The following is a 22218-nucleotide window of genomic DNA, read 5'->3' as shown; positions in this document are numbered from 1 at the left end:
GGTGCCTGACCGGCCGTCTTCGCGAGCAAGCCCGCTCCCACAGTTGACCGCATTCCAATGTGGGAGCGGCGGTGCGGCGATCCGACTTGCTCGCGAAGTCGGATTCGGCCACACCGCAATTGATGGTTTATCTGTTGGGCTGTGGTGTCAGGCGCAGGTACGGCTTCACCGCGCGATAGCCCTTGGGAAAGCGTTTGTTGATTTCGTCTTCGTCCTTGAGCGACGGCACGATTACCACTTCATCACCGTCCTGCCAGTTGGCCGGGGTGGCCACTTTGTAGTTGTCGGTGAGTTGCAGCGAATCGATCACCCGCAGAATTTCATGGAAGTTACGGCCGGTGCTCGCCGGGTAGGTGATGGTCAGCCGAACCTTTTTGTTTGGGTCGATCACGAACAGCGAACGCACGGTCAGGGTGTCATTGGCGTTCGGGTGGATCAGGTCGTAGAGGTCCGAGACCTTGCGGTCGGCGTCGGCAAGGATCGGGAAGTTGACGAGGGTGTTCTGGGTTTCGTTGATGTCTTCGATCCACTTGTGGTGCGAATCCACCGGGTCCACGGACAGGGCAATGGCTTTCACACCACGTTGGGCAAATTCGTCCTTGAGCTTGGCAGTGAAGCCCAACTCCGTGGTGCACACCGGGGTGAAGTCCGCCGGGTGGGAAAACAGCACCCCCCAGCTATCGCCCAGCCATTCGTGGAAACGAAGGGTGCCGGCGCTGGAATCCTGTTCAAAGTCGGGGGCAATGTCGCCCAGTCTGAGGCTCATGGTGCTGCTCCTGGTGAGTGCTTGTTGAGGTCAACTGTGCCTGCATTTTTTATTCATTAAAAAGAATAAATATCGATTTGTTTAGATCGTAAATGAATATTAAAAATGTGTTCACTGGACCCCGGCGACGATCACGACGACCATCACCCACAAGGTTCGAGAAGGCCTTGAGTTACTGCACAAAGAGGGAAATTTCGAGGAGGGTTTACGGGGGTGAGCCTGACTTGAAAACGCAAAAGCCCCGCCCGGCGAGATGCCGGGCGGGGCTTTTTTTACTTCAGTTACGCGAGTGCTATTACAACAGCGGGATCGAGTAGCTGACGATCAGACGGTTTTCGTCCTGGTCGCGTTGGCCTGGGATGTCGTTGCGCCACATGGCGTTTTTCCACGTGAGGCCCAGGTTTTTCAGTGGGCCTTCCTGGACTACGTACGCCAGGGTCAGGTCGCGTTCCCACTCAGAGCGGCCGGTTGCGTTAACGCTAGTCTGAGCAGCACCCACTTTACCGGTGGTGTCGATGTTATCGCCACGCAGGTAAACGATGCCGGCAGTTGCGCCTGGCAGGCCAAGCTTGGCGAAGTCATACGAGTAGCGAGCTTGCCAGGTACGTTCGCCGGCGCGAGCGAACTTGGCAATCTGCGAGTCGGTAGTGAGGTAAGCCGACGAGCCGTCACCCTGGTTCAACCAAGGGAAATCGCTGTTACCGTTGCTGACCTGGTAACCGCCACCGAAGGTGTGACCGGCAACCGAGTACAGGAACAGGCCGCTATACAGGTTGTTGTCGACTTTGCCTTTGGTGATGCCCGTACCGTAGTCACCCGTGGTGAAGTAGGCGGATTCATGGCCGTTGGCGCCATCGTCACGGCTGTTGAAGTAACGGAAGTCAGACTTCAGTACGCCCGGACCGATCGACCAGTTGTGAACCAGACCCAGGAAGTGCTGCTTGTAGAAATCTTCCAGGTTGCCGTAGTAGTACTGGGCAGTCAGGTCTTTGGTGATCTTGTAGTCGCCACCACCGTAGATGAACTTGTTGCTGTCACGGCCGGAAGCGGTGGGAGAGTTCGCACCAGCAATCGACAACTCTTCGTTGTTGCTGGAGTTACGACCCTTGGCGTGCTCGATCTGACCACCGACCAGTGTCAGGTCTTTGATTTCGTTCGAGGTGATCTGACCACCTTGAAAGGTTTGCGGCAGCAGACGGCCATCGTTGGTCACGATAACCGGCAGTTTTGGCTGCAGGGTGCCCAACTTCAGCTCAGTCTGGGAGATCTTGGCCTTGGCCGTCAGACCCAGGCTGGAGAAGTTATCAACCGCTTCACCGTTAGACTTGCTTGGGAAAACAGTGCCGCCGTAAGAAGTCGAAGTGGCGCCGTTAGTGCCGCCGCCCGAATCCAGACGCACACCCAGCAGAGCGATAGCATCGATACCGAAGCCGACGGTGCCTTGGGTGTAGCCGGAGATGAAGCGCAGGTCGAAGCCTTGACCCCATTCTTCGTTCTTGCTTTGAACGCCGTTGGCCTTGACCCTGGCGGTACCCGCGTCGGAATCACGGTTATCGGTGTTGATGTAGAAGTTACGCAGCCCCAGAGTGGCTTTGCTGTCTTCGATGAAACCGGCGGCGCCCGCCTGCTGCGCCAAAACCCCTACGGCCACAGCCAGGGCCAAGGTGGACTTGTTCATTTGTTTCGCTCCTATCGTTTCTAATTTTTAAGGTCCTGAGTCGAATGCCCTGGATCCTGAAATGCTCGGTGAGTGCCAGCCCGTGTGACTACGACGATGGCCTGACCTCTGTGATTTTGGCCCGCATGATAAACACAAAAAGAATTATTTCATTACTTTTCATGCCATTCAGGAATATAGCTTCGTGCTATTACTCTGAGTCGGGACACAAGGTATCGGCTCATAAGCCACACACTTTAGGCGTTTGGCCTAAAAGCTAAAAAGAATAAAAAATTACTACTTAAGCTCTATTTGGAATATTAAAAAAAACACAAAAAAAACCTCGCCGGCGGGCGAGGCTTTTTCTGATGGCTATTACAAGAAGCTGTAGGTGTAGTTGAAGATCAGACGAGTCTGGTCAACATCAGGGTTGTTGCTGACTTCACTGCCACGGTAGACGCCATTACGCAACGTCACGCCGAAACCTTTGAGAGAGCCCTGCTGGATGGTGTAGTCGATCCGCATGTCGCGTTCCCACTCGGACGCATCAGGGCCACTGCCGTTCGTTGCCTTGATGTTATCGCCGTGCAGGTAGGCGATCGAGGTTTTCAGGCCCGGTACACCCAACGCTGCGAAGTCATAGGAGTACTGACCGAAGGTGGTGTTTTCACCGGCACGGACAAAACCATTGATCATGGAGTCGGTGAACAGGTAGAAGCTTGCGCCACCATTACCTTCCGCATGGCCATTGCCATCAACCACGTTGCCCTGGTTCAGGTAAACGAAGCCGCCGTCATCGTTGACGCGCTGATGGCCCAGCAAGAAGGCATTGCCACCCAGGGTGTAGGTGAACATGGCGCTCCAGGTCTTGTTATCGACCTCGCCCGGCTTGCTGGCGTAACCGTTGTTGTTGTTGAAGCGATAACCCGCATCACCGTTCTTGCCGTTGGAGCTGCTATCGAAATAGCGGATATCAGTCTTGAAGGACTGGTTGGCGTTGATCGGGAAGACGTGGATCAAGCCGAAGAAGTCCTGCTTGTAGTAGTCCTTCAGATCCGAGTGGTAGTACTGCAAGGTAAGGTCCTTGGTGACCTTCCAGTCAGCACCGCCATAGCGGAACTGGTTGCTGTCATGAGTACCGCCAGCCACGGCCAGGCCGGTGGAGTTTGAAGAGGCACGCCCTGCCGAGTGCTCCAACTGACCCGCGTTGAAGGTCACGTTGTCGATTTCCTTCGAGGTGAGGGTGCCACCGTCAAAGGTCTGTGGCAGCAGGCGGCTGTCGTTCGCTACCAAAATCGGCAAGTTAGGCTGCAGAGCGCCACCCAAATGGGCCTCGGTCTTCGAGAAGCGGGCCTTGACGTTAGCTGCTGCACGGCTCCATTCGTCCACAGCCGAACCATCGCTGTCGCTTGGGAAGAACGTGTTGTTGTTGGCTGGGTGGTGGCCTCTGCCGCCGTCCAGATGGATACCTACGAGGGCCTGGGCGTCGATACCGAAGCCGACAGTGCCTTGGGTGAAACCGGACAGATAATCGAACTTGAGGCCTTCAGCGGTCTCTCTCTGATCCGCGCCGCCTTCTCGGTTATCGTTATTGAAATACATGGTGCGAGAGCTGACGGAAGCCTTGCTGTCTTCCAGGAAACCCGCGGCGCCTGCCTGCTGCGCCAAAACCCCTACGGCCACGGCCAGAGCCAAGGTGGACTTGTTCATTGTTTCGCTCCTATCGTTTCTAATTCTTGTATTCCTGGTCCGGGGTTAATTGCCTCGGATCCTAAGATGCACGATTAGCGCCAGACCGTGACTCACAAGTCAATCGTAACTTTGTGTGTCTACGACCATAGTCTAATCCCCAGTAAATTCGCTCCTTGCCGGGCAATGAACGCTTCATAAACCCAAAAAGAATCACCCAATTCTTTTTCATACCGTTTAGGAATTAAGCTCCGCACTAACTCTTGAGCCAGGACACGGGCACCGGCTCATAAGCTAATTCCTAAATGGTATTTGTTAGCCTTTTTTTAGATCGATTAGCTTTGATGCAATTCACGATCAATCCCTATCGAAAGGCAGCGCCATGACCACCAAACGCGCACTATCCGGTTCAATTGTTACAGTTTGTGTATCGCTAATAATATCCTTCAGCGCTCAAGCGGCAAACCTCACAATCGGTTATCAAACCGGCATCGACCCCAGCAAAGTCCCCCAGGCAGACGGACTGTACGAGAAAACCATAGGCCAGAAAATTGATTGGCGTCGTTTTAATAGCGGCCCGGAAGTGGTTACTGCCATTGCTTCTGGCGACGTGCAGATTGGCAACCTCGGCTCAAGTCCGCTGGCAGCCGCTGCTTCGCGCAATCTGCCAATCGTTGCGTTCATTGTTTCCGCCCAGATCAACGCTGCTGAAGCACTCGTGGTGCGCAACGGCAGCGGCATCGATAAACCGCAAGATCTGATCGGCAAGACCATCGCCACCCCCTTCGTATCAACCTCCCACTACAGTTTGCTGGGTGCGTTGAAGCACTGGGGCCTGGATGCCTCGAAAGTCAAAGTGGTGAATTTGCAACCGGCGGAAATCGCGGCGGCGTGGAAGCGTGGTGACATCGATGGGGCGTTTGTCTGGTCACCCGCCCTGGGGGAAATTCGCAAAACTGGCAAGACCTTGACCGACGCGGCACAGGTCGGCCAATGGGGTGCACCGACCTTCGAGGTCTGGGTCGCGCGCAAGGATTACGCCGAGAAGCACCCAGAGGTGGTGGCCAAATTCGCCAAGGTCACGCTGGACTCGTTCGCCGACTATGCCGCGCATAAGGACAGCTGGACTGCTGACTCGGTACCGGTGCAAAAAATCGCCAAACTGACCGGTGCCAATGCCGTCGATGTGCCGGAGTTGCTGGCCGGTTCCACGTTCCCGGATGCTAAAGCCCAACAGACCACCGCGCTGCTGGACGGCGGCACGGCCAAGGCGATTGGCGAGACGGCGAAGTTCTTGAAGGAACAAGGGAAGGTCGAGACAGTGCTGCCGGATTATTCGCCGTATGTCAGTGCGAAGTTTGTCACGGAATAAGACGCAAAACCTGTGGCGAGGGAGCTTGCTCCCGCTGGAGGCCGAAGGACTCCCTGTATCAGCGATACGGTTCTGTCAGGCACACCGCATTGACCGGTTTTGGGGCCGCTCCGCAGCCCAGCGGGAGCAAGCTCCCTCGCCACATTGTTACAAGGTTTTTTCGAAGATCTTCGAATTACGCTGGTAGTTGTACAGCGACGCCCGCGCTGATGGCAGACGTTCAACGCTGCTCGGCACAAACCCACGCTCGCGAAACCAGTGAGCGGTGCGGGTCGTCAATACGAACAAGGTTTTCAGCCCCTGCGCCCGGGCGCGGGTTTCGATGCGCTCCAGCAGCTCATCACCACGACCGCCATGGCGATACTCCGGGTTCACCGCCAGACACGCCAACTCCCCCGCATCCGAATCAGCAATCTGATACAGCGCCGCACACGCGATGATCATGCCTTCGCGTTCGACCACACTGAACTGCTCGATCTCACGCTCCAGCACCTCGCGGGAACGCCGAACCAGAATGCCCTGCTCTTCCAGCGGGCTGATCAAATCCAGCAAACCACCGACGTCTTCAATGGCCGCTTCGCGCACCACCTCGAATTGCTCCTGGGCCACCAGCGTACCGCCACCGTCACGGGTGAACAGTTCGGTCAGCAGCGCGCCATTTTCGGCGTAGCTGACGATATGACTGCGCGCCACACCACCGCGACAGGCCTCAGCGGCCGCATCCAGCAGCTCAGCCTGATAGTTGCTGCCCAGGCGCTGCAGATGCGCTGGCACTTGTTGCGGACGCAACTCACGAACCAGACGACCGTTTTCATCGATCAGCCCCAGGTCAGCACCGAACAACAGCAGCTTGTCCGCCCCCAGATCGATGGCCGCACGGGTGGCGACGTCTTCGCAGGCGAGGTTGAAAATCTCACCGGTCGGCGAGTAGCCCAGCGGCGACAACAGTACGATGGAACGCTCATCCAGCAGGCGATTGATGCCCTTGCGGTCGACCCGACGCACTTCGCCGGTGTGGTGATAGTCGACACCTTCCAGCACGCCAATCGGCCGCGCCGTCACCAGGTTGCCGCTGGCCACCCGCAGACGCGAGCCTTGCATCGGCGACGAAGCCATGTCCATGGACAGTCGCGCTTCGATGGCGATGCGCAGCTGGCCGACCGCATCGATCACACACTCCAGCGTTGCGGCATCGGTGATGCGCATGCCGTGGTGGTAATGCGGGGTCAGGCCGCGCGCAGCCAGGCGGGTTTCAATTTGCGGACGGGAACCGTGAACCAGCACCAATCGCACGCCCAGACTGTGCAACAGCACCAGGTCGTGGACGATATTGCCGAAGTTCGGGTGCTCCACGCCGTCGCCGGGCAGCATGACGACGAACGTGCAATCGCGGTGGGCGTTGATGTAAGGCGAAGCGTGACGAAGCCAATTAACGTATTCGGGCATGAACCTGGGCCTGTAATAAATAGCAGCCAAAAAATGGGCGAAACAGAAAACGCACAGCGGGCTGATGGTTATCGTCGGAACAGGCTTGGCGACACGCGCGCTCTCCTCATGAATACGGGTTGGGACACCGGCAATTTACAAGGCTTGCCAGCCGTGACACAGCCCCTGTGGGAGTGAGCCTGCTCGCGATAGCGGAATGTCAGTCGATACTGAAGTGTCTGACACACCGCTATCGCGAGCAGGCTAACTCCCACAGGGATCTCGCTCAACCGACTGGCATTGGCGTTTTGGCCGGTATCAGGCAGTAATGTTCAATCAGTTGACGTAATAGATGCACCGTAGGCTGCAAACGTGACATTTCGAGGTATTCCCCCGGTTGGTGCGCACAGGCGATGTCGCCAGGGCCAAGCACCAGTGTTTCGCAGCCAAGACGCTGAAGATAAGGCGCTTCGGTGCCGAACGCCACTGCTTCGGCACGATGGCCGGTGAGCTTTTCCGCAACCCGGACCAATTCTGCATCCTCGGCCTGCTCGAACAGCGGCACTTCGGGGAACAGCGGCGCGTAATCGATCCTCACCTGATGCCACTCGGCAATGGGCTTGAGCTTCTTCAGAATCTCCGCGCGCAGGGCATTGGGGTCCATGCCCGGCAACGGGCGCAGATCAAACTCCAGCGAACACTGACCGCAAATACGGTTGGGGTTATCGCCGCCATGGATGCAGCCGAAATTCAGGGTCGGCGTCGGTACGCTGAACTGTGGATTACGGAACTCACGCTGCCACGCCAACCGCAAACCACGCAGTTCACCGATGGCATCGTGCATGGCTTCGAGGGCGCTGTGGCCCAGGCGCGGATCCGAGGAGTGGCCGCTCTGACCGAGGATGTCGATGCGCTCCATCATGATGCCTTTGTGCATGCGGATCGGCTTGAGCCCGGTCGGCTCGCCGATCACCGCCGCACGACCGAGCGGACGCCCGGCTTCGGCCAAGGCACGAGCGCCGGACATCGAGCTTTCTTCATCGCAAGTGGCGAGGATCAACAGCGGTTGCTTGAACGGCTGATCGAGCAGCGGTATGACGGCTTCGATGGCCAGCGCGAAAAAGCCCTTCATGTCACAACTGCCCAGCCCCACCCAGCGACCGTCGACTTCGGTCAGCTTCAGCGGATCGGTCTGCCACAGCGCGCCATCGAACGGCACCGTGTCACTGTGACCGGCCAGCACCAAGCCACCGGGGCCGGAACCGAAACTGGCCAGCAGATTGAATTTGCCGGGGCTGACCTGCTGGATGTCGCAGGTAAAACCCAGATCGCCGAGCCACGTCGCCAGCAAATCAATCACCGGTCGGTTGGATTGATCGAGGCTGGCCTGCGTACAGCTGACGGACGGTGCGGCGATCAGCGCAGCGAACTGATCTTTCATGGACGGCAAAGGCATCGCTGACTCCAACTCCCGAGTTGAACTCCATCATAGAACCATCCGGCGACAGGAATAAACCGTCGCGGCGCGTAGGTACGTTCACTCCTGTACACTGCACGACCTTGGCAGCCACACATTTCCCCCGGCTGCGCTCCCGATCCTGGATTTTCCGGCCATGCAGAAAGAAACCGAAATCAAACTCCGCGTCAGCCGAGAAACCCTCGCGGCCCTGCGCGAGCACCCGCTCCTGAAAAAACGCAACAAAAGTGGCTGGGAACGCCGTGAGTTGATGAACCAGTACTTCGACACGCCTGAGCGCGACCTGGCCCGCGCCAAGGTTGCCCTGCGCCTGCGCCGCGATGGCGAAGAAGTGATTCAGACCCTCAAGACCCGCGGCCAGAGCGTCGCCGGTTTGTCCGAGCGTAACGAATACGACTGGAACCTGCCCAAAGCCAAGCTCGACGTGAAAAAACTCGACGGTGAATGCTGGCCTGAAGAGTTGGCCGAGCTGGACAAGAAAACCCTGAAGCCGATTTTCACCACCGATTTCGTCCGCGAACGCGCGGAAATCGCCTGGGGCCGTGGCAAGACCAAAGTGGTGATCGAAGCCGCACTGGATCTGGGTCACGTGATCGTGGGCAAGCAGAAAGAAGAAATCTGCGAGCTGGAACTGGAACTGCGTGAAGGCGAGCCGGCCGCTCTGCTGGAACTGGCCGCCGAACTGGCCGCGACCCTGGCCCTGATGCCGTGTGACATCAGCAAAGCCGAGCGCGGTTATCGTTTGTACGACGCCAACAGCTATTCGTTGAGCCTGCCAGCGCCGCAGATCACTGCCGAAATGCCGCTTGACGACGCTTTCGCCGCGCTGAGCTGGCACTTGCTGAGCAGCAGCCAGCGCCTGGCCGAGCAGTATCGCTTCAATGGCCACTGGCGCCTGTTGCTGGACTGGGTTGAAAACCTGGCTGAATTACGCGCGTTGCTGAGCAGCCTGGGCCAAGCCGCGCCACGTCAGTCGACGCATGATCTGCGCGTCGCGCTGGATGCTTTGCTGGAAGACTGGCGCCCGCTGGTACAGGCCGGTATCGACGACGAAGACGTGCGCAAAGCTGCGCCGGAGCAGTTCCTCGAAGAACTGCAAGATCCGCGCTGGGGCTTGTTCTCGCTGAACACTTCGCGCTGGTTGCTGGCCCGCACCTGGACCGCCGATCGCAACGTTCGTGGCAATCGCCAGGGCGCTGCGCAATTGGGCAGCTGGTTGCCGCGCCTGCTGGGTGAAGAAGCGACCTCCCTGCAACTGCAGCGTTACCAGCAACAGCCGGAAGACCTGGCCGAGCAACTGCCGCGCATCGAGCGCATCCAGGCTTGGCTGCACCACGCCCGCAGCGTGCTGGACATCCCGGAAATGGATCGCTTGTACGGTGAGCTGAAACAGCTTGCTCAATTGGCGAACGAGCCGATCACCGATGAATCGCTGGATGCGCGCAAGCAGCAGGCGATTGCGGTGTATCAGAATCGTGCCTGGAAAATGCTGCTGCGCATGTGATACCGCCATCGCGAGCAGGCTCGCTCCCACAGGTTCAGCGCAGTACCTGTGGGAGCGAGCCTGCTCGCGATGAGGCCAGCCCATTCACCGCAAAACCTCAGACCGGCAAACTCGTCGTGGATTTGATCTCCGACAACGCCACGATCGAGTTCACCTCCTGGATCCCTGGCACCATCGACAGCTTCTCGAAGAAGAAGCGCTCATACGCCTCAATGTCCGCCGTCACAATCCGCAGCAAGAAATCCACCGACCCCATCAGCACATAACACTCCAGCACTTCGGGAAAACCGCGAATCGCCTCGGTGAATTCGGTGAAGTTCGAACGCCCGTGAGCGTTGAGTTTGATTTCAGCGAAGATCTGCGTGTTAAGCCCGATTTTCTTCCGGTCAAGCAAGGTCACCTGCCCGCGAATGATCCCCTCCTCCTTCATCCGCTGAATCCGCCGCCAGCACGGCGACTGCGACAACCCCAACTGTTCCGCAATCTGCGCACTGGAAAGCGAAGCGTCCTCTTGCAGCAACGCGAGAATCTTGCGGTCGTAGCCATCCAGCTCGCTATGCATAAAAAAACCTTTGATTGATAACTTACCGAATCAAGCAATTCAAACAATCGCCAATAAGCCCAATCATAGATAAGAAATGCCCGGCACCGAATGTAAAAATTCCTCCAGTGATTTTGGAGATCGACCATGCCGCATCTAGAAACCGTAAACACTCCGCACACCCGCGCCGATGTCTGGAACGTCAGCAACGCCCACTGCCGCGTTCACTATCAATTGCTGGCCGAGGCCGAACCGGACTTGCTGTGCCGGGCGCTCAACCTGTTCGCTTTGCAGTTTCTGACGCCACAACAGGTCAACGTGCAGCGGATGGACGATCTGTTGTCGATCGACATCGTGATAGACGGCCTAAACTGGCACCGCGCCCAAGTGATCGCGGAAAAATTACGTAACCTGATCAGCGTCTGTTCGGTTGATCTGCAAGCGGTTGATTGCGCGTGGAATGAACCGGCTCAAGCGGCGGGCTGAAAAAACTCGACATGGCTTCGTCACATAGTGGCCCAACGGTCTGCCGGTCCGCGACTATCCTTTGCGAACTGTTGTTCATGAGGAGCCCGCATGTCCGTTCAACTTGCCATTCAGGACCGCTGGCTGGATCTCAATGATTTGCTGCGTGAACTGGTCGCCCAAGGTTTTATCAGTCAGGATTCGGCCGAACACGCGCTCAATGCTCGACGCCGTCACGCAGCCAATGGCCAGACGCACCCGCTGGAATTCATCGCCAGCCAACTTCTGGACGACCTCAGCCGTCCCGGTAAACACCTCGACCTGGAAAGCCTGACGCTTTGGCTGTCGCAGCAGGCCGGCCAGCCTTATCTGCGTATCGATCCGCTGAAAATCAACGTGGCGGCGATTACCCCGCTGATGTCCTACGCCTTCGCCCAGCGCCACAAGATTCTTGCGGTGTCTATCGACCGCGACGCAGTGACCGTGGCCAGCGCCCAGCCCTACGTCACCGGTTGGGAAGCCGACCTGACCCATGTGCTGAAACTGCCGATCAAACGTGTCGTCGCCAACCCGGTCGACATCCAGCGCTTCAGCGTGGAGTTTTTCCGCCTGGCCAAATCGGTCACCGGCGCGACCAACGCCGATCAGCAAATGAACACCCTGGGCAATTTCGAGCAACTGCTCAACCTCGGCGCCAGCGACCAGGAACCGGACGCCAACGACGCGCACATCGTCAACATCGTCGACTGGTTGTTTCAGTACGCGTTCCAGCAACGCGCCAGTGACATCCACATCGAACCCCGACGCGAACAAGGCACGGTGCGCTTTCGCATCGACGGCGTGCTGCACAACGTCTATCAATTCCCGCCGCAAGTGACCATGGCCATCGTCAGCCGCCTGAAAAGCCTCGGGCGGATGAACGTCGCGGAAAAACGCAAACCCCAGGACGGCCGGGTCAAGACCAAAACCCCGGACGGCGGCGAAGTCGAGCTGCGCCTGTCGACATTGCCGACCGCCTTCGGCGAAAAAATGGTCATGCGGATCTTCGACCCGGAAGTACTGCTCAAGAACTTTGATCAGTTGGGCTTCTCCGCCGATGACTTGCGCCGCTGGCAGGACATGACGAGCCAGCCCAACGGCATCATCCTGGTCACCGGCCCGACCGGTTCCGGCAAAACCACCACGCTGTACACCACCCTGAAGAAACTGGCGACGTCGGAGGTCAACCTCTGCACCATCGAAGACCCAATCGAAATGGTCGAGCCGGCGTTCAACCAGATGCAGGTCCAACACAACATCGACCTGACCTTCGCCGCCGGTGTGCGCGCCCTGATGCGACAGGATCCGGACATCATCATGATCGGTGAGATCCGTGATCTGGAAACCGCTGAAATGGCGATCCAGGCTGCGCTCACGGGTCACTTGGTGCTGTCGACGCTGCACACCAACGACGCGCCGAGCGCAATCAGCCGCTTGCTGGAACTGGGCGTGCCGCATTACCTGATCAAAGCCACGGTGCTCGGCGTCATGGCCCAGCGCCTGGTCCGCACCTTGTGTCCGCATTGCAAGGCGCCGCTGACCCTGGGTGAAGAAGACTGGCAAACTTTGACCCGGCCCTGGCAGGCACCGTTGCCGAACAACGCACATCGCGCCATCGGTTGCCTTGAATGCCGCGATACCGGTTACCGCGGCCGCGCCGGGGTCTACGAAATCATGCAACTGACGGACGGCGTCAAAGCGCTGATCAACCCCGACACCGATTTGCTGGCCGTGCGGCGGCAGGCCTTCAAGGAAGGCATGCGCAGTTTGCGATTGTCAGGCGCGCAAAAAGTGGCGGCGGGTTTGACGACGATTGAGGAGGTGCTGCGGGTAACACCGCAAAGCGAGCAAAAGTAGGCGCGGCCGTTACGGAACTCGATTGGGGGATTTGTAATCCAACGCCGCAGTTAACCCAGTGGAGTCACCCAATATGCGTCTCAAACTTGCTGTCGCTACCATCGCCTTGTTGTCCCTTCCTGTCGGTTCGGCGATGGCTGATAGCTTTTGGCGTAACGTCATCTCATCCGGTGCGACCACCGGTTCGACCTACCTGACCTTCAAGGATAACAAGCTGATCGTTGCCGCCCAGGACGATGCCGGCAGCTTTGTCGCCAGTGACGGCGGCATCCGCGGTCCATACCTGGAGGCCGCGATGCAGAAAGTCCGTGCCGACAACCCAGGCCTGCAGGCCACGGACATGGAACTGGCGAACGCGATCCTGGCGAAGAATGCCGTCGCTTCGAATTAAGATTTATTGCTGAACAAAAATGCCGCTCCCAATGAGCGGCATTTTTTTGGGCCTGATGCGATCAAATGTGGGAGCGGGCTTGCTCGCGAAAGCGGTTTGACATTCAAAATGATGTTGGCTGACATACCGCCTTCGCGAGCAAGCCCGCTCCCACATGGGATGTGTATCTCCCGGGAGATCAGCGGTAATCGTCTACCGGCACACAGGCACAGAACAAATTGCGATCGCCGTAAACGTTATCCACCCGGTTCACCACCGGCCAGTACTTGTGCGCCTTGGTGTGAGCATCCGGCGTCACCGCCTGCTCGATGCTATAGGACCGCTCCCAAACCCCGGTGATGTCCGCCAGGGTATGCGGTGAACGTTTCAGCGGGTTGTCATCGGCCGGCCAGTTGCCGTTCTGCACCTCGGTGATTTCCGCGCGGATACTCAGCATCGCCCCGATAAACCGGTCCAGCTCTGCCTTCGATTCACTTTCGGTGGGCTCCACCATCAACGTTCCCGGCACCGGAAACGACATGGTCGGCGCATGGAAGCCGTAGTCCATCAGCCGCTTGGCGACGTCCTCCTCGCTGATCCCGGTCAGCGTCTTGAGTGGCCGCAGGTCAAGAATGCATTCGTGAGCCACCCGCTCGTTGCGCCCGGTGTAGAGCACCGGGAACGCCCCGGACAAGTGCTGCGCCAGGTAATTCGCGGCGAGGATCGCCACCTCACTGGCATCCGCCAATTGCGGTCCCATCATCGCGATGTACATCCAGCTGATCGGCAGGATGCTCGCGCTGCCCCAAGGCGCCGCACTGATTGCGCCGTTTTGCGCCAGCGGCCCGTCAATCGGCACCACCGGATGGTTGGCCACGAACGGCGCCAGATGCGCGCGCACACCAATCGGCCCCATGCCCGGCCCGCCGCCACCATGGGGGATGCAGAAAGTCTTGTGCAGGTTCATGTGGGACACGTCGGCGCCAATGTCCGCCGGGCGCGCCAGTCCGACCTGAGCGTTGAGATTGGCGCCATCCATATAAACCTGGCCACCGTGGCTGTGGATAACTTCACAGATTTCGCTGATGCCTTCCTCGTATACACCGTGGGTCGAAGGATACGTCGCCATCAGGCAGGCGAGTTTATCTGCGGCCTCTGCGGCCTTGCCTTTGAGGTCATCCAGATCAACGTTGCCCGCCTCGTCGCATTCGACGATCACCACGCGCATGCCGGCCATCTGCGCCGAAGCCGGGTTGGTGCCATGGGCCGAGGACGGAATCAGGCAGATATCCCGAGCGCCCTCATGTCGACTCTCGTGATATTTGCGGATCGCCAGCAACCCGGCGTACTCGCCTTGGGCGCCCGAGTTGGGTTGCATGCAGATCGCGTCGAAACCGGTAATCGCGCAGAGCCAACGCTGCAGTTCTTCGATCATCAGCGAATAACCGACCGCCTGCTCTTTCGGCACGAACGGGTGCAGGTTGGCGAACTGCGGCCACGTGATCGGGATCATCTCGCTGGTGGCGTTGAGCTTCATGGTGCAGGAGCCCAGCGGGATCATCGATTGATTGAGCGCCAGGTCCTTGTTCTCCAGTTGCTTGAGGTAGCGCAGCATCTCGGTTTCGCTGTGATGGGCGCTGAACACCGGGTGACGCAGATAAGACGAGGTACGCAGCAGACCTGCGGGAATGCCGGAAACAAGAGCTTCAGCGTCCAGTTCGTCGACGTTAAGCCCATGATCGGAACCGAGGAACACATCAAACAACTTCGCGACGGTGGATTCGTCAGAGGTTTCATCAAGGCTCAACCCCAACCGCCCGCGCCCGAGAATGCGCAAATTGATCTGCGCGGCCTGGGCACTTTCGATGATTGCGGTCTGAGTACCACCGACTTCCAGCGTCAGCGTGTCGAAAAAGTGTGTGTTGAGGCGGGTGATGCCGTGGCGCTCCAGGCCAGCGGCGAGGATGCTGGTCAGCCGATGGACGCGTTGGGCAATGCGTTTGAGCCCTTCCGGACCGTGGTAGACCGCATAGAAACTGGCAATGTTGGCCAGCAGCACCTGCGCGGTACAAATGTTCGAGTTAGCTTTCTCCCGGCGGATATGTTGCTCGCGGGTTTGCAGGGCCATGCGCAGGGCGACGTTGCCGCGAGCGTCCTTCGACACGCCGATGATCCGCCCGGGAATCGCCCGTTTGTATTCATCGCGACTGGCAAAAAACGCCGCGTGAGGGCCGCCGTAACCCATGGGCACGCCGAAACGCTGGGATGAACCGAACACCACGTCGGCACCCAACTCCCCCGGCGGCGTCAGCAACAGCAGACTCAGCAGATCGGTGGCGACACACGCCAAGGCTTGCTGCGCATGCAGATGATCGATCAAGGGACGAAGATCGCGGATCTCGCCGTGAGTGTCGGGGTATTGCAGGAGCGCGCCGAACACCTGGTGCTGTTTCAAGTTATCCACAGAATCGATGATCAGCTCGAAGCCGAACCCTTGTGCTCGGGTCTGCACCACGGAAATGGTCTGCGGATGACAGTTTTCGTCGACGAAGAACAGATTGCTTCTGGACTTGGCGACACGCTTGGCCAGTGCCATGGCTTCCGCCGCCGCCGTGGCTTCGTCCAGCAGCGAGGCGTTGGCCAGTTCCAGGCCCGTGAGGTCGATGGTCAATTGCTGGAAGTTCAGCAGCGCTTCGAGCCGCCCTTGGGCGATCTCTGGTTGATAGGGTGTGTACGCGGTGTACCAACCGGGATTTTCCAGCACGTTGCGCACAATGACGGCCGGCGTGAGGGTGCCGTGGTAGCCCATGCCGATCAGGCTGGTCCAGACCTGATTTTGCTCGGCGTAACCACGCAGTTTGGCCAGCGCGGCTTCTTCATCGAGGGCGGGTGGCAGGTCGAGCGGCCTGTTCAGGCGGATTCCTGGCGGCACCGTCTGCTCGATCAACTCGACCCGGCTGCCGAGGCCGAGGCTGTCGAGCATCGCCTGTTGTTCGGCGGCATCGGGCCCGAGGTGGCGGCGAAGGAAGGCATTAGGGTCGCGTAACTGGCTCAAGGACGGCAACTGGGACATGACGGGCTCTCTCTTGACTGGCGCTCAACGTCGATGCAACACGGTCAAACCAGCATAGCAGTCGATACCCGAGCGGATGGATTGGCGCCAACGATCATTGCGGATCAGAATGCTCGGCATCTGCCCAATGTCCGCTGATCAGGTGACTGTATTTATGAGCCAACTGCCTTTCCTGCCATTCTCCAAACCCACCATCGACGAAGCCACGATTGCCGCTGTGGGTGACGTATTGCGCTCGGGCTGGATTACCAGCGGCCCCAAGGTTCAGGCCTTTGAACAACAACTCTCGGAGTATTTCGGTGGGCGCCCGGTGCGCACCTTCAATTCCGGCACCTGCACCATGGAGATCGCCTTGCGCATTGCCGGTATCGGGCCGGGCGATGAAGTGATCACCACACCGATTTCCTGGGTGGCCACCGCCAACGTCATTCTCGAAGTCGGCGCTACGCCGGTGTTTGCCGACATTGACCCGATCACCCGCAACCTCGATCTGGATCAGCTGGAAGCGGCAATCACCCCGCGCACCAAAGCGATCATTCCTGTGTACCTCGCCGGTTTGCCGGTGGACATGAGCCGGTTGTATGCGATCGCCAAAAAACACGGATTGCGGATTGTCGAAGACGCCGCGCAAGCCTTGGGTTCGAGCTGGAACGGCCAGCGCATTGGCTCGACCGGCGATTTCGTGTCCTTCAGTTTCCAGGCAAACAAAAACGTCACCTCGTCAGAGGGCGGTTGCCTGGTATTGAACAATGACGAGGAAGTGCAACTGGCGCAAAAGTACCGTCTACAGGGCGTCACCCGTAGCGGCTTCGATGGTCTGGATGTCGATGTGCTGGGCGGCAAGTTCAACATGACCGACGTTGCGGCGGCCATCGGCCTTGGACAATTTGCTCACATCGATGCAATCACAACCCATCGCCGTGAACTGGCCAGGCACTATTTCGCTTGTTTTGGTGAGGATTTCGAAGCGTTGTATGGGGCTCAACTGCCCCCGGCGGATTTCGAGAACAGCAACTGGCATTTGTTTCAGCTGGTGCTGCCTGAGCGCAGGGATGGCCAACCGGCACGGGCTACTTTCATGGAGCAGATGCAGGCACTGGGGGTTGGTATCGGCTATCACTACCCGCCGATTCACCTGCTGAGTCTTTACCGCGAACGCGGGTTCAAGGAGGGCATGTTCCCGGTCGCCGAGCGGGTCGGTCGCCTGATCGTTTCACTGCCGATGTTCACCGCCATGACTAAAGCGGATGTCGAGCGGTCAGTCGCAGCGGTGAAGTCAGTGCTAAATCCATAGACCCTGTGGGAGCGAGCCTGCTCGCGAAGTGGGAGTGTCAGTTGGCATAACTGTTTGCTGACACACCGCTTTCGCGAGCAGGCTCGCTCCCACATAGATTTCGCAAGGCGACGATTATTCGCCGATGGCGGCTTTATAGCCGGCGGCGTCCAGCAGCTTGTCCAGGTCAGCCGCGTTGCTTGGCTTGAGCTTGAAGATCCAGGCACCGTACGGGTCGGAGTTGAGCAGCTCAGGGTTGGCGCTCAGTTCTTCGTTGATCGCAATCACTTCACCGGCCACCGGGGAGTAGATGTCCGAAGCGGCTTTAACCGACTCCACCACACCGGACTGATCACCGGCAGCGAAGACTGTTCCGACTTCGGTCAGCTCAACGAACACCACGTCGCCCAAGGCTTCCTGAGCGTGATCGCTGATGCCCACGGTAACGCTGCCATCGGCTTCGAGACGGGCCCACTCGTGACTTTCGGCAAAACGCAGGTCGGCAGGAATATCGCTCATGTTCTGTGTCCTCAAGAGTATTGTCAGCGGTCGTTGCCCGCCAAAAAAGGTTAGATCAAGGTTTTGCCATGGCGTACGAAGGTCGGTTTGACCACTCGGACCGGGTACCACTTGCCACGGATTTCCACTTCTGCGCGGTCGGCTGTCGCCATCGGCACGCGCGCCAGTGCAATCGACTTGCTAAGCGTAGGAGAGAAACTACCACTGGTGATCTCCCCTTCGCCAACATTGGCGATGCGGACAACTTGATGAGCGCGCAAAACCCCACGCTCCTCAAGGACCAGACCGACCAGTTTGTGCTGCACGCCACCCGCCCGCTCGGCTTCAAGAGCGCTGCGCCCGATGAACTGGCGAGTGGCCGGTTCCCACGCAATGCTCCAGGCCATGTTGGAAGCCAGTGGTGAAACGTCTTGATGAATGTCCTGGCCGTAGAGGTTCATACCGGCTTCGACCCGCAGCGTATCGCGCGCCCCGAGGCCGATCGGCGAGATGCCCGCGCCCACCAGATCGTTGAAGAATCCTGGCGCTTGATTGGCTGGCAGAACGATTTCCAGGCCATCTTCGCCGGTGTAACCCGTGCGTGCGATAAACCAGTCACCATCGGCCTGGCCTTCGAAGGGCTTGAGCATCTGAATCAGGTTGCCGCGGGACTGGGTCACCAGCTCGGAGATTTTGTGCCGGGCCTGAGGACCTTGAATGGCCAGCATCGCCAACTCGGAGCGCTCGTTGAGCTGCACCTTGAAACCTTCGAGGTGAGCCTGCATCCAGGCGAGGTCCTGATTGCGGGTGGAGGCGTTGACCACCAGCCGATAACCCTCCTCGAGACGGTAGACGATCATGTCGTCGACGATGCCGCCGCGATCGTTGAGCATAGTGCTGTACAAGGCACGGCCAGGGCTGTGCAGACGTTCGACGTCATTGGCCAGCAAATGCTGGAGCCAGGACTTGGCCTGAGGGCCGCTGACATCGATCACGGTCATGTGGGATACATCGAAAACCCCGCAATCGCGGCGCACCTGATGGTGTTCCTCGACCTGCGAGCCGTAATGCAAAGGCATATCCCAACCGCCAAAATCGACCATCTTCGCGCCGAGGGCGAGATGAAGGTCATACAGAGGCGTGCGCAGTCCCATGGGTTTCTCCTTCCGGGCGTGGCGAAGGTGCGGGCCGGTGCTGCACGGAGTGAAAGCCTTGAAATAGAAGGCTTTCAGCCGATTTCAGCTACCTGATCCGTAGGACGGACCGCACCGAATGCCGCGCATTGTAGCCTCAAGGTGTAGGACTGGCACCTAGGCGTTTCGATGCGCTGAACGTCGAATCAATCCGATGACTGGTAACAACCCAACCAAAACCAGGGTCAGTGCCGGCAACGAGGCCCTCGCCCATTCGCCTTCGCTAGTCATTTCGAAGATCCGCACCGCCAGCGTGTCCCAGCCAAACGGGCGCATCAGAAGGGTCGCGGGCATTTCCTTGAGCACATCGACGAACACCAGCAACGCGGCGCTCAACGTTCCTGGCAGCAATAACGGCAGATACACTTTGAAAAACAGTCGTGGCCCACTGACGCCAAGGCTACGTGCCGCTTCGGGCAAAGATGGCCGTATTCGCGCCAGACTGCTTTCCAGCGGCCCATAAGCCACCGCGATGAAACGCACCAGATAGGCCAGCAACAACGCCGACAGGCTGCCCAGCAGCAATGGCTTGCCGGCACCCCCCAGCCAACCCGACAACGGGATCACCAGTTCGCGGTCCAGGTAACTGAACGCCAGCATGATCGACACCGCCAGCACCGAGCCTGGCAAGGCGTAGCCGAGATTGGCCAGACTGATGCCGGAGCGGATCGCGCGGGTCGGGGCCAGACGCCCGGCAAACGCCAGCACTAAAGCAACACTGACGGTAATCAGCGCCGCCATGCCGCCCAGGTACAACGTATGGACGATCAGCCCCGCGTAACGCTCATCCAGGTCAAAGCGGCCGCGCTGCCAGAACCACGCCACCAGTTGAAGCACTGGAATGACGAAAGCGCAGGCGAATATCAAACCGCACCAACTCATGGCCGCCAGCGCCTTGAAACCGCGCAGGTGATACAGCGCCTTGACCCGTGGTCGTTCGTTACTCGCCCGGTTGGCCCCGCGAGCACGGCGCTCGCCGTACAGCACGACCATCACCACCAGCAGCAACAGGCTGGCCAGTTGCGCGGCGGTGGAGAGGCTGAAAAATCCGTACCAGGTCTTGTAGATGGCGGTCGTGAACGTGTCGAAGTTGAACACCGACACCGCACCGAAATCCGCCAGGGTTTCCATCAACGCCAGCGCCACGCCAGCGCCGATGGCCGGGCGCGCCATGGGCAGCGCGACTCGCCAGAACGCTTGCCACGGGGATTGCCCCAGGACTCGCGCCGCTTCCATCAAGCCTTTGCCCTGAGCCAGGAACGCGGTTCGCGCCAACAAATAAACGTAGGGATAAAAGACCAGCACGAGGACCAGAATCACGCCGCCGGTGGAGCGCACGCGCGGCAACCTCAAGCCCGAGCCGAACCATTCGCGCAACAGGGTTTGCACGGGGCCGGCAAAGTCCAACAGGCCGACGAAGACGAATGCCAGCACATAGGCGGGAATGGCGAATGGCAGCATCAGCGCCCAGTCCAGCCAACGCCGACCGGGGAATTCGCAGAGACTGGTGAGCCAGGCCAGGCTAACGCCCAAGAGCGTCACGCCGATACCGACACCGAGTACCAGGGTCAGGGTATTGCCCAGCAGGCGCGGCATCTGGGTATCCCACAAGTGGGACCAGATTTGATGATCGATGGTTTGCCATGACAACAGCAAAACGCTGAGGGGTAGCAGGACCAGCGCAGCGATGGCGAAGACCAGGGGGTACCAGCGGCGTTGGGCGGGGTGGGCCAAGGAAATTCTCTAGAAAATATTGGGCCGACTCTAACCTGAAGTCGGCTCCATTTTGTGGCGAGGGAGCTTGCTCCCGCTCGGGTGCGAAGCAGCCGCAGGAGGTTATCAGATCATCTCGATCCTGACCTGTCGACGCCAACGGGACCGCTTCGCAGCCCAGCGGGAGCAAGCTCCCTCGCCACAGGTAGCCGCTCGCCACAATAACAGTGGACTCAGTTCCAGCCTGCCCGATCCATCATGCGAATCGCTTCCGCCTGACGCTTGCCGGCAATTTCCACCGGCAACGTATCAGCCACAAACTTGCCCCAACTCGCCACTTCTGCAGAAGGCTGAACCGCAGGGTTGGCCGGGAATTCCTGGTTCACGTCAGCAAAGATCTTCTGTGCTTCAGGTGTGGTCATCCACTCCACCAGGGCCTTGGCCGCTTCCGGGTGCGGAGCATGTTTGGTCAGGCCGATGCCCGACAGGTTCACGTGCACGCCACGGTCACCCTGGTTTGGCCAGAACAACTTCACGGCCAGATCAGGCTTCTGCTTGTGCAGACGACCGTAGTAGTACGTGTTGACGATGCCGACGTCGCATTGACCCGCGTTGATGGCCTCCAGCACCGCGATGTCATCCGAGAACACATCGGTGGACAGGTTATTCACCCAGCCCTTGAGAATCTTCTCGGTTTTGTCGGCGCCATGGACTTCGATCATGGTGGCGGTCAGGGACTGGTTGTAGACCTTCTTCGCCGTGCGCAGGCACAGGCGGCCTTCCCAGTTCTTGTCGGCCAGACCTTCGTAGGTGGTCAACTCACCGGGTTTCACTCGATCGGTGGAGTAAGCGATGGTCCTCGCCCGCAGGCTCAGGCCTGTCCAGGCATGGGCGGATGAGCGGTATTGCAACGGGATGTTTGCGTCGATCACCTTGGAAGTGAACGGTTGCAGGATGCCCATTTGCTCGGCTTGCCAGAGGTTGCCGGCATCGACGGTCAGCAGCAGGTCCGCGGTGGCGTTCTCGCCCTCGGCCTTGATCCGCTGCATCAGCGGCGCTTCCTTGTCGGTGATGAACTTCACCTGCACGCCGGTTTTCGCGGTGTAGGCATCGAAGACCGGCTTGATCAGCTCGTCGATACGCGAGGAGTAAACCACCACCTCGTCAGCGGCCTGGGCAGCAGTGCTGCCAATCAGGGTCAGGGCGAGCGCGGTCAGTAGACGCTTCGGTGCCAACATGGGAGCGATCTCTCGATTGAAAAATTGAAGCCAAATGATATGGACTCACATTTAGCTTCTCAATCGAA

At 58.9% G+C, this 22218-nt stretch carries 17 protein-coding genes; 6 read left to right on the top strand and 11 right to left on the bottom strand.

The window, feature by feature from the left end; genetic code table 11:
• Nucleotides 1–127: 127 nt before the first annotated feature.
• The 3 genes from DFS28_RS02195 to DFS28_RS02185 form a co-directional block, all read right to left on the bottom strand.
• Complete coding sequence (locus tag DFS28_RS02195) at nt 128–766, bottom strand: peroxiredoxin (RefSeq protein ID WP_046053759.1); 639 nt, start codon at nt 764–766, stop codon at nt 128–130.
• A gap of 295 nt (nt 767–1061) precedes the next feature.
• Complete coding sequence (locus DFS28_RS02190; protein ID WP_111448377.1) at nt 1062–2444, bottom strand: OprD family porin; 1383 nt, start codon at nt 2442–2444, stop codon at nt 1062–1064.
• 354 nt (nt 2445–2798) lie between these two features.
• Entirely contained in the window at nt 2799–4133 is a 1335-nt protein-coding gene (locus tag DFS28_RS02185) for an OprD family porin (RefSeq protein WP_111448376.1), read from the bottom strand.
• A gap of 361 nt (nt 4134–4494) precedes the next feature.
• Here DFS28_RS02185 and tauA point away from each other — a divergent pair, with 361 nt between their 5' ends.
• Complete coding sequence (gene tauA / locus DFS28_RS02180) at nt 4495–5484, top strand: taurine ABC transporter substrate-binding protein (RefSeq protein ID WP_111448375.1); 990 nt, start codon at nt 4495–4497, stop codon at nt 5482–5484.
• Nucleotides 5485–5631: 147 nt separating this feature from the next.
• Here the strand turns inward: tauA and argA are convergent, their stop codons facing one another.
• Both argA and argE read right to left on the bottom strand, forming a co-directional pair.
• Nucleotides 5632–6930: an amino-acid N-acetyltransferase gene (gene argA / locus DFS28_RS02175; protein ID WP_111448374.1), complete on the bottom strand. Its 1299-nt coding sequence runs from the start codon at nt 6928–6930 to the stop codon at nt 5632–5634.
• A gap of 265 nt (nt 6931–7195) precedes the next feature.
• Nucleotides 7196–8365: an acetylornithine deacetylase gene (gene argE / locus DFS28_RS02165; protein ID WP_111448373.1), complete on the bottom strand. Its 1170-nt coding sequence runs from the start codon at nt 8363–8365 to the stop codon at nt 7196–7198.
• A 157-nt stretch (nt 8366–8522) separates the two neighbouring features.
• On the opposite strand from argE, the gene DFS28_RS02160 reads away from it, so the two are divergent.
• Nucleotides 8523–9890, top strand: coding sequence for an inorganic triphosphatase (locus DFS28_RS02160; RefSeq protein WP_111448372.1), 1368 nt, complete (start codon nt 8523–8525; stop codon nt 9888–9890).
• Nucleotides 9891–9987: 97 nt separating this feature from the next.
• On the opposite strand, the gene DFS28_RS02155 is transcribed toward DFS28_RS02160, so the two are convergent.
• A complete protein-coding gene (locus tag DFS28_RS02155; RefSeq protein WP_111448371.1) occupies nt 9988–10452 on the bottom strand; it encodes an Lrp/AsnC family transcriptional regulator in 465 nt (154 codons plus the stop codon).
• 126 nt (nt 10453–10578) lie between these two features.
• Here DFS28_RS02155 and DFS28_RS02150 point away from each other — a divergent pair, with 126 nt between their 5' ends.
• The 3 genes from DFS28_RS02150 to DFS28_RS02140 all read left to right on the top strand — a co-directional run bounded on the left by DFS28_RS02150 (nt 10579) and on the right by DFS28_RS02140 (nt 13183).
• On the top strand, nt 10579–10917 hold the full coding sequence (locus DFS28_RS02150; protein WP_111448370.1) for a hypothetical protein: 339 nt from the start codon (nt 10579–10581) through the stop codon (nt 10915–10917).
• 90 nt (nt 10918–11007) lie between these two features.
• Entirely contained in the window at nt 11008–12792 is a 1785-nt protein-coding gene (locus DFS28_RS02145) for a GspE/PulE family protein (RefSeq protein WP_111448369.1), read from the top strand.
• Between the two features lie 73 nt (nt 12793–12865).
• Nucleotides 12866–13183, top strand: coding sequence for a DUF2388 domain-containing protein (locus tag DFS28_RS02140; protein ID WP_111448368.1), 318 nt, complete (start codon nt 12866–12868; stop codon nt 13181–13183).
• 178 nt (nt 13184–13361) lie between these two features.
• On the opposite strand, the gene gcvP is transcribed toward DFS28_RS02140, so the two are convergent.
• Complete coding sequence (gene gcvP, locus DFS28_RS02135; protein ID WP_111448367.1) at nt 13362–16235, bottom strand: aminomethyl-transferring glycine dehydrogenase; 2874 nt, start codon at nt 16233–16235, stop codon at nt 13362–13364.
• Nucleotides 16236–16389: 154 nt separating this feature from the next.
• Between gcvP and DFS28_RS02130 the strand changes: the two genes are divergently transcribed.
• The gene (locus tag DFS28_RS02130) at nt 16390–17529 is read left to right on the top strand and encodes a DegT/DnrJ/EryC1/StrS aminotransferase family protein (RefSeq protein ID WP_111448366.1); all 1140 of its coding nucleotides are present in this window, start codon (nt 16390–16392) and stop codon (nt 17527–17529) included.
• 114 nt (nt 17530–17643) lie between these two features.
• Here DFS28_RS02130 and gcvH read toward each other — a convergent pair whose 3' ends face one another.
• The 4 genes from gcvH to DFS28_RS02110 all read right to left on the bottom strand — a co-directional run bounded on the left by gcvH (nt 17644) and on the right by DFS28_RS02110 (nt 22150).
• A complete protein-coding gene (gene gcvH / locus DFS28_RS02125; RefSeq protein WP_111448365.1) occupies nt 17644–18027 on the bottom strand; it encodes a glycine cleavage system protein GcvH in 384 nt (127 codons plus the stop codon).
• A gap of 50 nt (nt 18028–18077) precedes the next feature.
• Nucleotides 18078–19160, bottom strand: a complete 1083-nt coding sequence (gene gcvT / locus DFS28_RS02120; protein WP_111448364.1) for a glycine cleavage system aminomethyltransferase GcvT — start codon at nt 19158–19160, stop codon at nt 18078–18080.
• 156 nt (nt 19161–19316) lie between these two features.
• Nucleotides 19317–20933: an iron ABC transporter permease gene (locus DFS28_RS02115; RefSeq protein WP_111448363.1), complete on the bottom strand. Its 1617-nt coding sequence runs from the start codon at nt 20931–20933 to the stop codon at nt 19317–19319.
• Nucleotides 20934–21145: 212 nt separating this feature from the next.
• The gene (locus tag DFS28_RS02110; RefSeq protein WP_111448362.1) at nt 21146–22150 is read right to left on the bottom strand and encodes an extracellular solute-binding protein; all 1005 of its coding nucleotides are present in this window, start codon (nt 22148–22150) and stop codon (nt 21146–21148) included.
• Between the last annotated feature and the right edge of the window lie 68 nt (nt 22151–22218).

The organism is Pseudomonas sp. 478, from assembly GCF_003254125.1.
Taxonomy (GTDB): domain Bacteria; phylum Pseudomonadota; class Gammaproteobacteria; order Pseudomonadales; family Pseudomonadaceae; genus Aquipseudomonas.
This window is presented reverse-complemented; position numbering and strand designations above follow the sequence as displayed.

Bases quoted from the DNA above. Each gene is read 5' to 3' on its own strand.
- DFS28_RS02195 (WP_046053759.1), bottom strand. From the start codon at position 766: ATGAGCCTCAGACTGGGCGACATTGCCCCCGACTTTGAACAGGATTCC.
- DFS28_RS02190 (WP_111448377.1), bottom strand. From the start codon at position 2,444: ATGAACAAGTCCACCTTGGCCCTGGCTGTGGCCGTAGGGGTTTTGGCG.
- DFS28_RS02185 (WP_111448376.1), bottom strand. From the start codon at position 4,133: ATGAACAAGTCCACCTTGGCTCTGGCCGTGGCCGTAGGGGTTTTGGCG.
- tauA (WP_111448375.1), top strand. From the start codon at position 4,495: ATGACCACCAAACGCGCACTATCCGGTTCAATTGTTACAGTTTGTGTA.
- argA (WP_111448374.1), bottom strand. From the start codon at position 6,930: ATGCCCGAATACGTTAATTGGCTTCGTCACGCTTCGCCTTACATCAAC.
- argE (WP_111448373.1), bottom strand. From the start codon at position 8,365: ATGCCTTTGCCGTCCATGAAAGATCAGTTCGCTGCGCTGATCGCCGCA.
- DFS28_RS02160 (WP_111448372.1), top strand. From the start codon at position 8,523: ATGCAGAAAGAAACCGAAATCAAACTCCGCGTCAGCCGAGAAACCCTC.
- DFS28_RS02155 (WP_111448371.1), bottom strand. From the start codon at position 10,452: ATGCATAGCGAGCTGGATGGCTACGACCGCAAGATTCTCGCGTTGCTG.
- DFS28_RS02150 (WP_111448370.1), top strand. From the start codon at position 10,579: ATGCCGCATCTAGAAACCGTAAACACTCCGCACACCCGCGCCGATGTC.
- DFS28_RS02145 (WP_111448369.1), top strand. From the start codon at position 11,008: ATGTCCGTTCAACTTGCCATTCAGGACCGCTGGCTGGATCTCAATGAT.
- DFS28_RS02140 (WP_111448368.1), top strand. From the start codon at position 12,866: ATGCGTCTCAAACTTGCTGTCGCTACCATCGCCTTGTTGTCCCTTCCT.
- gcvP (WP_111448367.1), bottom strand. From the start codon at position 16,235: ATGTCCCAGTTGCCGTCCTTGAGCCAGTTACGCGACCCTAATGCCTTC.
- DFS28_RS02130 (WP_111448366.1), top strand. From the start codon at position 16,390: ATGAGCCAACTGCCTTTCCTGCCATTCTCCAAACCCACCATCGACGAA.
- gcvH (WP_111448365.1), bottom strand. From the start codon at position 18,027: ATGAGCGATATTCCTGCCGACCTGCGTTTTGCCGAAAGTCACGAGTGG.
- gcvT (WP_111448364.1), bottom strand. From the start codon at position 19,160: ATGGGACTGCGCACGCCTCTGTATGACCTTCATCTCGCCCTCGGCGCG.
- DFS28_RS02110 (WP_111448362.1), bottom strand. From the start codon at position 22,150: ATGTTGGCACCGAAGCGTCTACTGACCGCGCTCGCCCTGACCCTGATT.